The 13,660-nt window shown below is 66.7% G+C and carries 14 protein-coding genes, 1 tRNA gene and 1 other RNA gene; 8 read left to right on the plus strand and 8 right to left on the minus strand.

Annotated features, from left to right (window positions below; translation table 11 throughout):
• Window positions 1-446: 446 nt before the first annotated feature.
• Window positions 447-929: a hypothetical protein gene (locus tag NDY25_RS12980; protein ID WP_168959119.1), complete on the minus strand. Its 483-nt coding sequence runs from the start codon at window positions 927-929 to the stop codon at window positions 447-449.
• A gap of 156 nt (window positions 930-1,085) precedes the next feature.
• Here NDY25_RS12980 and NDY25_RS12985 point away from each other — a divergent pair, with 156 nt between their 5' ends.
• The 3 genes from NDY25_RS12985 to NDY25_RS12995 all read left to right on the plus strand — a co-directional run bounded on the left by NDY25_RS12985 (window position 1,086) and on the right by NDY25_RS12995 (window position 3,146).
• Window positions 1,086-2,045, plus strand: a complete 960-nt coding sequence (locus tag NDY25_RS12985) for a pyridoxal-phosphate dependent enzyme (RefSeq protein ID WP_168959118.1) — start codon at window positions 1,086-1,088, stop codon at window positions 2,043-2,045.
• On the plus strand, window positions 2,030-2,647 hold the full coding sequence (locus NDY25_RS12990) for a YdcF family protein (protein ID WP_006451966.1): 618 nt from the start codon (window positions 2,030-2,032) through the stop codon (window positions 2,645-2,647). Before NDY25_RS12985 ends, NDY25_RS12990 begins: the two co-directional genes overlap by 16 nt.
• Before the next feature lie 79 nt (window positions 2,648-2,726).
• A complete protein-coding gene (locus NDY25_RS12995; RefSeq protein WP_168959117.1) occupies window positions 2,727-3,146 on the plus strand; it encodes a nuclear transport factor 2 family protein in 420 nt (139 codons plus the stop codon).
• Between the two features lie 218 nt (window positions 3,147-3,364).
• On the opposite strand, the gene lpxO is transcribed toward NDY25_RS12995, so the two are convergent.
• Window positions 3,365-4,270, minus strand: coding sequence for a lipid A hydroxylase LpxO (gene lpxO, locus NDY25_RS13000; RefSeq protein ID WP_168959116.1), 906 nt, complete (start codon window positions 4,268-4,270; stop codon window positions 3,365-3,367).
• 95 nt (window positions 4,271-4,365) lie between these two features.
• Between lpxO and NDY25_RS13005 the strand changes: the two genes are divergently transcribed.
• Window positions 4,366-4,443, plus strand: a non-coding RNA gene (locus NDY25_RS13005) — sX9 sRNA.
• 171 nt (window positions 4,444-4,614) lie between these two features.
• Here the strand turns inward: NDY25_RS13005 and bioC are convergent.
• The 5 genes from bioC to bioB all read right to left on the minus strand — a co-directional run bounded on the left by bioC (window position 4,615) and on the right by bioB (window position 9,932).
• Complete coding sequence (gene bioC / locus NDY25_RS13010; protein ID WP_055828366.1) at window positions 4,615-5,499, minus strand: malonyl-ACP O-methyltransferase BioC; 885 nt, start codon at window positions 5,497-5,499, stop codon at window positions 4,615-4,617.
• 213 nt (window positions 5,500-5,712) lie between these two features.
• Window positions 5,713-6,495, minus strand: coding sequence for an SDR family oxidoreductase (locus NDY25_RS13015; protein WP_168959115.1), 783 nt, complete (start codon window positions 6,493-6,495; stop codon window positions 5,713-5,715).
• A 44-nt stretch (window positions 6,496-6,539) separates the two neighbouring features.
• Window positions 6,540-7,301, minus strand: a complete 762-nt coding sequence (gene bioH / locus NDY25_RS13020) for a pimeloyl-ACP methyl ester esterase BioH (protein WP_168959114.1) — start codon at window positions 7,299-7,301, stop codon at window positions 6,540-6,542.
• A gap of 292 nt (window positions 7,302-7,593) precedes the next feature.
• The gene (gene bioF, locus NDY25_RS13025) at window positions 7,594-8,799 is read right to left on the minus strand and encodes an 8-amino-7-oxononanoate synthase (protein ID WP_168959113.1); all 1,206 of its coding nucleotides are present in this window, start codon (window positions 8,797-8,799) and stop codon (window positions 7,594-7,596) included.
• Between the two features lie 98 nt (window positions 8,800-8,897).
• On the minus strand, window positions 8,898-9,932 hold the full coding sequence (gene bioB, locus NDY25_RS13030; protein ID WP_168959112.1) for a biotin synthase BioB: 1,035 nt from the start codon (window positions 9,930-9,932) through the stop codon (window positions 8,898-8,900).
• Between the two features lie 49 nt (window positions 9,933-9,981).
• Between bioB and NDY25_RS13035 the strand changes: the two genes are divergently transcribed.
• A complete protein-coding gene (locus NDY25_RS13035) occupies window positions 9,982-10,707 on the plus strand; it encodes a ComF family protein (RefSeq protein ID WP_180336574.1) in 726 nt (241 codons plus the stop codon).
• Between the two features lie 391 nt (window positions 10,708-11,098).
• On the opposite strand, the gene ubiA is transcribed toward NDY25_RS13035, so the two are convergent.
• Window positions 11,099-12,004 (minus strand): 4-hydroxybenzoate octaprenyltransferase, encoded by a 906-nt coding sequence (gene ubiA / locus NDY25_RS13040; protein WP_168959110.1) that lies wholly within the window; start codon window positions 12,002-12,004, stop codon window positions 11,099-11,101.
• 227 nt (window positions 12,005-12,231) lie between these two features.
• Between ubiA and NDY25_RS13045 the strand changes: the two genes are divergently transcribed.
• The 3 genes from NDY25_RS13045 to NDY25_RS13055 all read left to right on the plus strand — a co-directional run bounded on the left by NDY25_RS13045 (window position 12,232) and on the right by NDY25_RS13055 (window position 13,539).
• Window positions 12,232-12,308: transfer RNA gene (locus NDY25_RS13045), tRNA-Arg, on the plus strand.
• Between the two features lie 157 nt (window positions 12,309-12,465).
• A complete protein-coding gene (locus NDY25_RS23175; RefSeq protein WP_425526342.1) occupies window positions 12,466-12,789 on the plus strand; it encodes a JAB domain-containing protein in 324 nt (107 codons plus the stop codon).
• A gap of 66 nt (window positions 12,790-12,855) precedes the next feature.
• Window positions 12,856-13,539, plus strand: coding sequence for a thermonuclease family protein (locus NDY25_RS13055; protein WP_256627992.1), 684 nt, complete (start codon window positions 12,856-12,858; stop codon window positions 13,537-13,539).
• The last annotated feature ends 121 nt before the right edge of the window (window positions 13,540-13,660 follow it).

Consider the following 13,660-nt stretch of genomic DNA (forward strand, 5'->3'; position numbering starts at 1 on the left):
GTGCGGATATCCCTAATGCACCCGTCGTGGCATTGCGACATGGGCGCAAGGCTGGAATTGGAACAGGGGCCAGCCGCGCGTGCGATGGGGTAGCGTAAGGGTCGGTAGTCGGGGGACTGCCGACCCTTATTTTTTTCTGCGGTTGGCACCGCTGCCGATGCGCTCTGCCAGGCTGATGCGGTCAGGCGCTGCCAGGTTAAGCAGAAGGACAAACGCATAAAGCCCCGGCATGCCGGGGCTTTATGCGTTGAAGGCGCCGATATCCGACAGGGCCGGAACAGGGGGGATCCAGATTTCCCTGTCGGACATCGACATAAGTCAGTCGTTGGAACGCGTCAGGTCAAAAAATGACGTGGCGGGTCACAGAGCACCTAGCTTGCAACCAAGTGCCGGCTGAACGCAAGCCCCCAATCTATCCATTTGTGGGCCGCGTCGCAGTCAGCAACTCAGGGGATCTGCTCACGGGTAGTGCGGGGTGCGGTCTGCCGTTGAATCTGCCGGATCACCCCAGGCGGCGCACCGATGCGTGCGGGCGGCCGCGACGGCGGAGCGCCGGTTGCCGGTGGACGATTGGGCTGCTGCGGACGCGGGCCATTGGGGCGGGGACCGTTCGGACGCGGGCCATTGTGATACGAGCCGTTCGGGCGCGGCGGCCGGTACTGTGGGCGCCGATCGTTCTGCCGGTAGTAGTAGCCGCCACCGCCGCGATAGACCGGATACACCGGGTAGTCGTACAACCCGATCGAACCGGCGCCATAGGGGTTGCCGTACGGATTGCCGTAGAAATACGGCGAGTAACCAGGCGGGTAGCGATACTGTACGGCCGGAGCGCCACGGTAATAGCCGCCCGACCCACCGCCGGTGTAGTCGTAAGTCGCGCAGCCGCTCAGAGCCAGTAGCCCGGCGGCGAAGATCAGACGGAATTTCATGGATGGTGCCCTCCTGCAACCATGGTCCCACTTTCGAACCGATGCATTGAATCGGTCCTTAACTGTGTCGCTATGTGGCGCTTTTTCATCGATCCAGCATGCGCGGGAATTGTGCGCGCAACCGTGAAGAGTGGGGGATACGTTAATCTTGCAGGCATGATCGAGACGGTTTCTCTTGCCCATTCCGACGTCCTGCAAGCCGCTGCGCGCATCGCGCCGCAGTGCGCGCCGACACCGTTGCTGACCTCGCACAGCCTGGATGCGCTCTGCGGCGCGCAGGTGTTCTTCAAGGCCGAACACCTGCAGCGCAGCGGCGCCTTCAAGTTCCGCGGCGCCTGCAATGCGGTGTGGTCGTTGCCCGAGGAGCTGGCCGCGCGCGGCGTGGTCACGCATTCGTCCGGCAACCACGGCGCCGCCTTGGCGCTGGCCGCGCGCACCCGTGGCATCGGTTGCCATGTAGTGGTGCCGGAGGGTGCGGTGGCCGCCAAGTTGGCCAATATTTCCCGGCACGGTGCCACGCTATGGCGCTGCGCGCCGACCATCGCCGCGCGCGAGCAGCTGTGCGCGGAAGTGCAGGCCAGCAGCGGCGCGACGCTGGTCCATCCCTACACCGACCCGGCCGTGATCGCCGGGCAGGGCACCGCCACGCTGGAGCTGTTGCACCAGAGCGGCGGGCTGGACGTGCTGGTGGCGCCGGTCGGCGGCGGCGGGCTGGCTGCCGGTGCGGCCTTGGCGCTGCAGGCCGCGCCGGGGTGCGCACTGGTGCTGGCCGAGCCCAGCGGCGCGGCCGACACCGCGCGCTCGCTGGCGGCAGGCGAGCGCCTGGTCGATTTTGTCCCCGACACCATTTGCGACGGCCTGCGCGGCACCCTGGGCGCACCGAATTTCGCGCTGTTGCAGGCGGCCGGCGCGCAGGTGATCACTGTGGACGATGCCGCGGTGGTGCAGGCGATGCGGCTGATCTGGCAGGTGCTCAAACAAGTCGTGGAGCCGTCCTCGGCGATTGCGCTGGCTGCGGTGCTGGCCGACCCGGCGCGCTTTGCCGGGCGCCGGGTCGGGCTGATCCTGTCCGGCGGCAATGTCGATCTGGACGCGCTGCCATGGGCCGCGGCGTGAGCAGGCGCTCGCGCGGGCTCGGCCTGTGGGGCTGGGGCTGGCGGTTGTGCATGCTGGCGGCGATCTGGCTGGTGGGCGTGGCGGGCTGGATCGTGTGGATCGGCGACCGCGACCAGGCCGCGCCGGCCGATGTGATCATCGTGCTGGGCGCGGCCGCCTACGACGCGCGGCCTTCGCCGGTGTTCGAAGAGCGCATCCGGCATGCGCTGGATCTATACGCGCAGGGCTATGCGCCGCGGCTGTTGTTCACCGGCGGCTTCGGCAATGGCGCGCGCTTTGCCGAGTCGCAGGTCGCGCGGCGCTATGCGCTGCGTCACGGTATCCCGCCGGAAGCGATCGTGATCGAAACCGAATCACGCACCACCCGCCAGAACCTGCAGCAGGCGCGCGCGCTGATGGAGCGCCACGGCATGCACCGGGCCATCATCGTCAGCGACCCGCTGCACATGGCGCGCGCGCTGCGGCTGAGCCAGGAGCTGGGCGTGGATGCGCTGGCCTCGTCCACCCCCAGCACGCGCTTTCGCAGCTTCCACACCAGCTGGCGCTTTCTGCTGCAGGAGGTCTATTACTTCCACCGCGACCTGGTGGTGCAGGGCGCCTGATGCCGGGTCTGCGGCGCGCGATAACGTTGCAGTGCAAGACGCGCTCTATGATGCGGCTTTCCCAGCGGCAGGTTCGAGCATGAGCGAGAGCAATCGGCAACGCGCCACCGGCCTGGTTCAGGCCTACTACGAAGCATTCAACCGCGGCGAGTGGGACGCCATGTTGGCGTTCCTGGCCGACGACGTTGCGCACGACCTCAATCAGGGGCCGCGCGAGATCGGCCGGGCGGAATTCGCCGCCTTCCTGCAGCGCATGAACGACAGTTACCGCGAGCAGTTGCGCGACATCGTGATCACCGCCAACGAGGACGGCACCCGGGTCGGCGCCGAGTACGTGGTGCACGGGGTCTACCACACCACCGACGAAGGCTTGCCGGAGGCCAACGGGCAGACCTACGTGCTGCCGGGTGGTGCGTTCTTCGATGTGCGCGACGGCAAGCTCACCCGCGTCACCAACTACTACAACCTGCAGGAATGGATCGCGCAGGTCTCGCGCTGATTGCATCGACCGGCACGGGCTAGACCTGCGTAGGAGCGCACCTGGGCGCGATGAGGCGCTACCGGGAATGCTTGGTCGCGCCCGGGTGCGCTCCTACGTGGTTGGTGCGGTAGTGCGGCCGGACCTATGCCTATGTAGGAGCGCGCTTGCGCGCGATAAGGCTTTCTCGGTAACGCTTCATCGCACGCAAGCGCGCTCCTACGCGGTCGGTCTTGGCGCTACAGCAACACGATGCCGACCACTACCAGCACGAAGATGCCCCATTTGAGCGTCTGGTACAGCGGGTTGTTGCGTTCCTTCAAGGCCTTGGCTTTCAGGCGGCCGGCGTAGAAATAGCGGAACACGCGGTTGATGCCGCCGGTCTTGTCGCCTTCCTGATTGGGCGAGGCGCCGGCCGAGAGCAGGCTGCGGCCGACGAAGCGGTTCACCGCCGCCGCCCAGCGCCAGCGCATCGGGCGCTCGATGTCGCAGAACAGGATGATGCGGTCCTGGTCGGTGTCGTTGCGCGCGGAGTGGATATAGGTCTCGTCGAACATGGTCCATTCGCCATCGCGCCAGCTGTGACGCTGGCCGTCGACGTCGATAAAGCAGCGGTCGTCGTTGGGCGTGGCCAGGCCCAGATGCAGGCGCATGGACCCGGCGAACGGGTCGCGGTGCGGGCGCAGTTCGCTGCCTGGCGGCAACTCGGCAAACATCGCCGCCTTCACCGTGGGGATGGACTTCAGCAACGCGGTGGTCTGCGGGCACAGCTCGGCCGCCGACGGGTGCGCGGTGCCGTACCACTTCAGATAGAAGCGCTTCCAGCCACGGCGAAAAAACGAGTTGAAGCCGATGTCGGTGTAGCCGTCGGCGGCGCGGATCTTCTGCATCTGCTGCAGGGCCACCGCTTCATCGCGGATCAGCGACCAGTTGGCGCGCAACGGCGCCAGCTCCGGGAATTCCTTGCCGGGGTCGATGAAGGGCGTGGTCGGCACGCGCGAACACAGATACATCAGCGTGTTGATCGGCGCCATGAAGGTGGAATGGTCCAGCAGCTGCCGGCTGAGCCGGTGCCGCACGCGACCGCGGTAATGGATGTACAGCGCCGATGCGATGAACAGCGCGATGATGAGCCACTTCAACATGTAGAAGGCCGATTGGGGAGCGGGAGCCGCAAACGCAAGAGCGGGGATCAAAACGACGATGCAGCCGGCGGACGTTGCCGGTGCTCGGAACCTGCATGTACTGCACACGTACACACCGGTTCCTCCGCGCCGTCTGCACGCACCTGACGACTGCTTGCCACGTTTTGCCAGCCACTCTGGTTGAGGCGTTGAACAAGGCGAGCCGTCACAGGAACATGCGGCCGTTAACTAATGAATTCTACCGGGTGTCGCCGCCGAGCCTGACAGGTCGGCATTGGCATCGGCCCAAGATTGTGTGTCTCACCGGCAGCAGGTGTATTGCGGCCAGCGATCTGTACCGCCGCTCAGTCGATGCGGCGGCGGATCGGGATCGAGGCCAACGGTACGCTGGCGATGTCGTGCCCTTGTTCGCGGATCGGCGCGCCCGGTGCCGGTGCCCAGGCGTGCGCATAGATCACTTCCCAGGAGCTGGGCAAGGTGCCGTCCGGCCGCCGTAACGGCTCGTAGGCGGCGCTGGCGGCGGCGAAGCGGCCGCGTCCGGTCAGGGTGGCGCGGCGATCGCTGAGCGCGTTGGTCGCGCCCATCGCCCGCAGCTCGCGCATCAAGGCGGGCAGGTCGTTATAGGTCAGCGTAAACAGGTCGCGGTCCAGCACCGGGTCGCGGAAGCCGGACATCAGCAAGGCATCGCCGAATTGCGCGATCGGCGGAAACCTGCTCACGTGCGGGGCCGGGTCGGCCTGGGCGAAGGCTTCGCGCAGTTCGATCAGTGTTTCCGGGCCGAAGGTGGAGCACAGCAACAGCCCGCCCGGTCTCAGCGCGCGGCGGAAGCCGGCGAACACCGCCGGCAGGTCTTCCACCCACTGCAGGCACAGATTGCTGAAGATCACATCCACGCTGCCATCGGCCACAGGCAAGGCGCGCGCATCGGCGCAGACCTGTGCGAACGGTTTCCACCAGCCCGCGGCCTTGCGCGCCTGGCGCAGCATCGGCATGGCCTGATCCAGGGCGATCACCTGCGCCTTGGGCCAGCGTTTCTTGATCGCGCCGCTGGCATGGCCGGGGCCGGCGCCGACATCCAGCACCACCTTGGGCAGCTGGTCGTCAAAGTAGTCGAGCGATTCGAGCAGGCGCGTTTCCGCTTCGCGCTGCAGCGCGGCGGCGGCGGCATAGCTGCTGGCGGCACGCGCAAAGGCGCGCCGGACGTGGCGAGGGTCGAAGGTACTGTTCATTGCGGGGCTATTGTCGCCGCTGCGCGCGGCGGAGGGAATCGATGTGTGGTGTGGCGTGGCAATCGGCATGGAGAGCTCTGCACGCGGTCGCTCTGCCAGCGACTGCGTGGCGACCGCAATGGACCGGCACTGTGTTTCGACACGCCGAGTCGTGGCCGAAAACAACCGCGACGTCCGCTGCGGTCGCCACAACCTCCGCGTGGCCGACGCGCTCTAGAACGTGCCCGGGTAGCTGCCGCCGTCGATCAGCAGGTTCTGCCCGGTGATGTAGCCGGCCTGCGCGCTGCACAGAAACGCGCAGGCAGCGCCGAATTCGTCCGGCTCGCCGAAGCGCCCGGCCGGGATGCCCGCGCGCTTGCGCTCGGCGACGTCCTCGGCGGTGCCGCCTTGCTGTTGCGCGATCACGGCGAAGTTGCCGCGCAGCCGGTCGGTGGCGAACTGGCCGGGCAGCAGATTGTTGATGGTGACGTTATCGGCGACCGTGCTGCGCGCCAGCCCGGCGACGAAGCCGGTGAGGCCGGCGCGTGCGCCGTTGGACAGGCCCAGGATGTCGATCGGCGCCTTCACCGCGCTGGAGGTGATGTTGACGATGCGGCCGAAGCGCCGTGCGCGCATCGCATCGACGCTGGCGCGGATCAGTTCGATCGGCGCCAGCATGTTGGCATCCAGCGCGCGTAACCAGTCCTCGCGTTCCCACTGCCGAAAATCGCCGGGCGGCGGGCCACCGGCGTTGTTGATTAGGATATCGACCTGCGGGCAGGCGGCAAGCGCATCGGTGCGTCCCTGCGGGGTGGCGATATCGGCCACCACGCTGCGCACCTCGCCGGCACCTGGCAGCGCGCGCAACGCATCGGCCGACTGCTCCAATGCATCGCGCCCGCGCGCGACGATCACCACGTTCACCCCTTCGCTGACCAGCGCGCGTGCGCAGCCCAGCCCCAAGCCTTTGCTGGCGGCGCAGACCAGTGCCCAACGTCCGGCGATGCCCAAGTCCATGCGCTGCTCCCTCGATCAGTGAATTGGCATGATCGGCGATCCGCTCACGGTACGGACGCAACGAAGCGTTGCAGCGCCTCGCTCACTTGATCGGCGTGGCCGAGAAACGGCGCGTGTCCGCCACCGGCGATGGTGAGTGATTGCGCATGCGGGGCCAGGGCCGCAGCTGCGTGCATGCCGGCTGCCGGAACCAGGCGATCGCGTTGGCCGGCAATCCACAGACTGGGGCGTACGAGTTTCGGCAGCGCGCGGCGCAGGTCGGTGCGTTCCAGCAGGCTCAGGCCTTGTTGCAAGGCGTCGGCGGCCGGTTCGCTGCGCGCAACCAGCGTCTCGCGCAGGCTGCGCAGCTCGGCGCGGGCATGCGCCGAGCCCAGCGTGTCCAGCGCCAGAAAGCGCTCTAGGGTGCCGCGATAATCGCGCGACAAGTCCTGGCCAAATTGCACGAACACCTCGCGTTCGACCGCCTCCGGCCAATCGTTGCCACGCACGAACCGCGGCGTGGCCGCGATCATCGCCAGCCCGCGCACCTGCGGTTGGGTGGCGGCGGCATGCAGCGCGAACAAGCCGCCCAACGACCAGCCGATCCACACTGCCGGCGGCGTGGCGGCGGCGATGTCGGCGACCACGTACGGCAGCGCAAATGGCGTGCTCTCGTCGCGGCTGAAACCGTGCCCGGGCAGGTCTACCAGATGCAGTTGATAGTGCGGCGCCAGCCGCTCCACCAGCGGTGCAAACACGCCGCCGTGCAGCGCCCAACCGTGCAGAAGAACCAGTGCAGGCCCGTGGCCGATGACGTCGATATGCATGCGCGCATTGTCGCCGATCGGCACGGATCGGCGTGCACAGATCCGCGCGGGAGGAGCTGTGAGTCTTGAGTCAGTGCATGGCGCTTGCGCGTGGCGCGTTGACCCTGGGATTCGAGCCAGTTCCGTTGCGTGCTCGCATGACCATGACCATGACCATGACCGCGCCACTGATCCAGCAAGTGTCAGCTGGGCGTGGACTGCGCGTTCGGCACTGCAGTGGCCGGGTGATCCATGTCACCGCGCGCACCGGCTGCGCTGCCCGGCGGTTGCGCAGTCGTTTCGATCGCCGCCCTCAGGCGGAGGCGCGCAGCGGTTGCCGGCTCACCACATCGCGCGCCTGCACCAGGGCTTCGATCAACGCCTGCACCTGTTGCGGCGTGTGCAACGCAGACAGGGTGATGCGCAGACGCGCCTTGCCTTCGGGTACGGTGGGTGGGCGGATCGCACCGATCAAAAAGCCGGCCTGTTCCAGCGCAGCGGACATCGCCATCACCGTGGATTCTTCGCCGCACAGCAATGGCTGGATCGGTGTATCGGAGGCCATCAGTTCGAAGCCATACCTGCGTGCGCCATCGCGAAAACTGCCGATCAATTCGGTCAGCCGCGCACGCCGCCAGTCGTCGCGCCGCGCCAGGCGCACGGCCGCCCGGGTCGCGGCGACCTGTGCCGGCGGCAATGCGGTGGTGTAGATGTACGGGCGCGCGGTTTCGGCCAGATGGCGCACCAGCGCTTCGTCGCCAACGACGACCGCGCCGTAGCCACCGAGCGCCTTGCCCAGGGTCACCAATTGCAGCGGCACTTCGGCCACGCCGAGCCCCGCATCGGCAACGCAACCGCGCCCTTGCGGGCCGAGCACGCCCACGCCATGCGCATCGTCGACGTAGAACAGCGCTTCCTGCATGCGCGCGACCAGACTCAATGCACGCAGCGGCGCAACGTCACCATCCATGCTGAAGACGCCATCGCTGGCCAGCATCGCCGCGCCTTCGGGCGCGCCCTTGAGCTGACGCATCGCACCTTCCACATCCAGATGCGGATACCGCCGCAGCCGGCAGCCGGCCAGGCGTGTGGCATCGAGCAGGCTGGCGTGATTGAGCCGGTCCTGCACGCAGACATCGTCTTCTTCGCTGAGCAAGGCCTGCTGCACGGCCAGATTGGCGATAAAGCCGCTTCCGAACAGCAGCGCCGATGGATAGCCGAGCCAGTCGGCGATCTCGCGTTCGAGCGTTTCGTGCGCGGTGTGGTGGCCGCAGATCAGATGCGAGGCGGTGGCGCCGGCACCATCGCGCGCGGCGGCGTCCTGCAACGCGGCGACCACTTCGAACTGCTGCGACAGGCCCAGATAGTCGTTGGAGCAAAAACCTGTCAGCCAGCGGCCATCGATTTCCAGCCGCACGCCATCGCGGCGGCCCACCTGGCGCCGTACCCGTACCCGTTCCTGGGCCACACGCAACTTGCGCAGCGACGAAATCCGTTCGTGCAGATCGGGGCGAGCCATGGAGTCGTTCAACGGCGGGAAGGGCCGCTAGCGTAGCGTGCCCGGCTCAACGCGCCCAGCCGGCACCGACGATCGGTGCCGGCTGGGTGGAACTGCGGTTACGCGGCGTGTTCGCAGGCCGCGCCGCGGGTGATGTCCGCATGCACGGTGCCGGGGTGGTCATGCTCGGCGGCGTCCACGGTGATCTGCATCGGGCGCAGGCCCAGGCGCTGGAACAGTGCCTGGTCGCGTTCGGTGTCCGGGTTGCCGGTGGTCAGCAGTTTTTCGCCGTAGAAGATCGAATTGGCACCGGCCAGGAAACACAGTGCCTGCAGCTCATCGCTCATCGCTTCGCGGCCTGCAGACAGGCGCACCATCGATTTGGGCATGGCGATGCGGGCGACCGCGATCATGCGCACGAACTCGAACGGGTCCAGTTGCTGGGTGCCATGCAACGGCGTGCCGGCGACCTGCACCAGCTGGTTGATCGGTACCGAATCCGGATGCGACGGCAGCGTGGCCAGCGCCAGCAGCAGGCCGACGCGGTGCTCCCGGGTTTCGCCCATGCCGACGATGCCGCCGCAGCAGGTCTTCAGGCCCACATCGCGCACGTGCTCCAGGGTGTTCAGGCGGTCCTGGTACTGGCGGGTGTGGATGATCGAATCGTAGTAATCCGGCGCGGTGTCCAGATTGTGGTTGTAGTAGTCCAGCCCGGCGTCCTTGAGCGCGCGCGCCTGGCCGGCGTCGAGCATGCCGAGCGTGGCGCAGGTCTCCAGGCCCATCGCCTTGACCTCGCGGATCATCGCCGCGACCTTGGGGATATCGCGCTCCTTGGGCGAGCGCCAGGCCGCGCCCATGCAAAAACGCGAGGCGCCGGCGGCCTTGGCCTGCCGCGCCTTGGCGACGACCTCTTCGGTCTCCATCAGCTTCTGCGCGGTCACGCCGGTGTCGTAGCGCTGCGCCTGCGGGCAGTACGCGCAGTCTTCCGGGCAGCCGCCGGTCTTGACCGACAACAGCGTGGAAACCTGCACTTCGGCCGGATCGAAATGGGCGCGGTGCACGCTGGCGGCGCGGTGCAGCAGCTCCGGAAACGGCAGATCGAACAGCGCCTGCAGCTCTTTGCGATCCCAGTCATGGCGTACGACAACAGACATTGGGGTTTCCTGACAGTCAGCGGCTTGGAAGGCAGGCAGTCTGGTGAGCATGCAAGAGGCTGTCAACTTCGATGGGGTGCGCTCGGTTTACAGGTGGCCGCAACGGGTGTTGCGGCTGCTGTTGCCGAGCGTGTGCCTGGTCTGTGCAGAGGCCGGCACTGCCGATTGCGATCTGTGCCCGGCATGCCGCGCCGCCCTGCCAGATCACGGCCACGCCTGCCTGTGTTGCGCGACGCAGTTATATGTTTCCGATGGAGCGCTGCGATGTGGACACTGCCTGCAGCACCCGCCACCGCTGCAGCGCGTGCATGCGTGCTTCACCTATCGCTGGCCGGTGGATGGCTTGCTGCGGCGTTTCAAGTTTCATCAGGATCTACCGGCCGGGCGCTTGCTCAGCGAGTTGATGGCCAAACGCTGTGCGGACTTGCCGCGCCCACAGGCGCTGGTGCCGGTGAGCCTGCATCGGCAGCGCCTGCGCCAGCGCGGCTACGACCAGGCGTTGGAGCTGGCCAAACCGATTGGCCGCGCGCTGCGGTTGCCCTGCCTGCCGTTATTGCGCCGCGTGCGGGCGACCGCACCGCAATCGGAGCTGGATGCGGACGAACGCCAACGCAATGTGCGGGATGCGTTCGTGGCGCGCGGCGTGTTGCCAGCGCATGTGGCCTTGGTGGACGACGTGATGACGACCGGTGCCACGCTGCATGCGGCCGCGCAGGCGTTGCGGCACGCGGGTGTGCAGCGGGTGGATGCGTGGGTATGCGCGCGGGTGCCGTGAGGCTTGGCTTGCGCGTTGTAGCCTGCACCGTGTGGCTTCGCCCGCACTGTTTGATGCGACTGGTCATCAAGTCGCGAGCCCACCTAAGTCATGAAAATGACGTGCCGAAGCGACAGCGTGACCGGGGATTGGCGGAGAGCGGCACAGGGATGTGTCGCGGCGGCGAGTCAGACAGGATGTCTGACCGAGCCGAGGAGCCGATTCCCGGTCGCGCTGTCGCATCCCACCGAAGCCGGCACCTGACAAGTGGAACCACGCCGTACCCCAAACCCCGCTCCGCGCTTCAGCCCGCGTCTGCGACGTGGGCGCTCCAAGCGCGCGCGCCAGTGGCGCGCAAACAGTGCCTTCTCGTCCCGGGCTTAACTAGCGACGCGATTGCCGCATCTGACCGTCAGCGCAACGCCAGCGCCGCGGCGATGCCGACGAAGATCGCCAGGCCTACCCAGTTGTTGTGCAGGAAGGCGCGGAAGCAGGGGCCGCGTTCGCGATGGCGGGCGATGCGGAATTCGTAGGCCACCAGCAGCGCGGCGATGCCCAGCCCGGCCCAGTAAGCGGTGGCGAGTCCGGCACGTAGGCCCACCAGCACCAGGGCCGCGAACATCAATGCATACAGCACGCCTTGTGCAACCAGATCGAACTTGCCGAACAGGATGGCGGTCGACTTGCTGCCCATGCGGATGTCGTCCTCGCGGTCGACCATGGCGTACCAGGTGTCGTACGCGGTGGCCCACAGGATATTGGCCGCATACAGCAGCCAGGCCAGTGGCGGTACGCTGCCTTGCACTGCCGCGAACGCCATCGGGATACCCCAGCCGAACGCCATGCCCAGATAGACCTGGGGCAGGTGGGTGTGGCGCTTGAGATAGGGATAGCTGGCGGCCAGAAACACGCCCGGCACGCTCAGCGCCACGGTCAGCCAGTTGAGCGTGAGCACCAGCGCGAACGCCACCAGCATCAGCACCACGAACACCCACAGCGCCTCGCGCCCGGACACAGCGCCGGTGGCCAGCGGACGCGACTTGGTGCGCTCCACATGCGGGTCCAGCCAGCGGTCGGCGTAGTCGTTGATCACGCAACCGGCCGAGCGGGTCAGCCAGACCCCGGCGGTGAACACGCACAGCGTCCATAACGGCGGCAGGCCATCGGCAGCCAGCCACAGCGCCCACCAGGTGGGCCAGAGCAGCAACAGGCTGCCGATCGGGCGATCGCCGCGGATCAACTTCCAGTACTGGCCCAGTCGCTGCGGCCAGGTCAGCGCGGCCGCAACGGGCACGTGTTCGACAGCATGCTTGCTCATGCCGCAAAGGGTAGCAGTGCGGCTTGGATGCGGTCATGCGCTGGCTGGTGGTCGAGCCCGCCACCGATGCGCGCTGGGCGTGGCGCGGCCATGAGCCAATGGTCTGGGCGAAGATGGGCCGGCATGGCCGCTGGCCGGGCAAGCGCCGCGTGCTCCGGGCGTTTCCCACAGGCTGGACCCCGCCAGGCCGTCACCTGGGCGCCTGTTCTGGCATAATGCGCGGCCAGGCGCTCGTAGCTCAGCCGGATAGAGTAGTGGCTTCCGAAGCCATTGGTCGGGGGTTCGAATCCCTCCGGGCGCACCAGATGGTCCCTCCGGGGACATCCAAGAAAGTCCAAAACCCCTGAGAAATCGGGGGTTTTTTTGTTGCCTGTGGGTCCTTGTGTGTCCACCTCGATTCACTCGAATCCGTCGTGATTGGGGGCATGGATGAGGGCGCTAGCCCCAGGACAGGGACGAGTATGCGGATCCACCTTCGCAGGTGCGCCGGCCTCACCCCCGCCAGACAGCGCCGGCGGCCGGCTGGTTGTTGTCCGCTCGCTCAACCCGTAGCCGACCGCAAGCTCATTGAGCGCCTGCAGCAATCACCGGACCTGCTCGACATCGGAGCGCTTGACCACCTGGTCATCGGCGGCCGGAAGAACGTCAGCCTGGCGGCAAGGGGATGGGAATCGCGCTCCCTTTCGCAGCCGCTTCCCGCTACAGTGCCGGGCCGTTTTGGCACGCATCCATTGCTTGCCAGCGATCAGGCCGACGGAGCCGACCTGACACAGCCAACCGGCTGAAGCGTTGCCAACAAGGCGAGCAGAAAGGACCGCGCGTTGCCGATTTCTTGAAGGAAGTTGCTGTTGATGTTGTTCAGATGTTCGTTGTTTTTTTCGCTTGCGTTTATTGCTTCATCCGTTTTCGCACAAGAGCTCAGCGGCCGCGCGACGGTGACCGACGGAGACACCATCACCGTCGCTCAAAAGCGCATCCGTCTTTGGGGCATCGATGCCCCGGAAAGCGCACAGCAGTGCACAGCCAAGGACGGGCGCGCCTGGCCGTGTGGCCGACGCTCAGCCGCAGCGCTGGACAGCCATCTGCTGGACAAAACCGTGCGTTGTGAACCGCATGACATGGATCGCTATGGAAGGATCGTTGCGGAGTGCTTTGTCCAGGGACAGTCCCTCAACGGCTGGATGGTCCGCTCGGGTTGGGCAGTGGCGTATCGCCAATACGCCACCTCCTTCGTCGCAGACGAACGCATTGCCCAGCAGCAGGAGCGCAACATCTGGAGCGGGTCCTTTCAGATGCCATCGGACTTCCGACGCGCCAAACGCGCGTCTTCGGTGAAGGCGTCATCCCACGCATCGACTGTTGGCATCGCGGGTTGCAAGATCAAAGGGAATATCTCTGGCAAGGGAGAAAAGATTTTCCACATGCCCGGTCAGCGCGACTACGAACGCACCTCCATTGCGACCGCACGTGGCGAGCGGATGTTCTGCAGTTCCAGAGAAGCCTTGGAGGCCGGATGGCAGCCGGCAAAACGTTGATGCCGCGTTGTTGCGCAAGCGCAGGCCATCACGCATGGTTGCGGCAAGTAGTGCCGTAAACGACGGCGTCCAAGCGCCAGCTCGCAGTGGCTGGTGCCTCCACCTCGCTTAGCTAAGCGGC

The sequence above is a fragment of the Xanthomonas hortorum pv. pelargonii genome (assembly GCF_024499015.1).
In the GTDB taxonomy this organism is placed as follows: Bacteria; Pseudomonadota; Gammaproteobacteria; order Xanthomonadales; family Xanthomonadaceae; genus Xanthomonas; species Xanthomonas hortorum_B.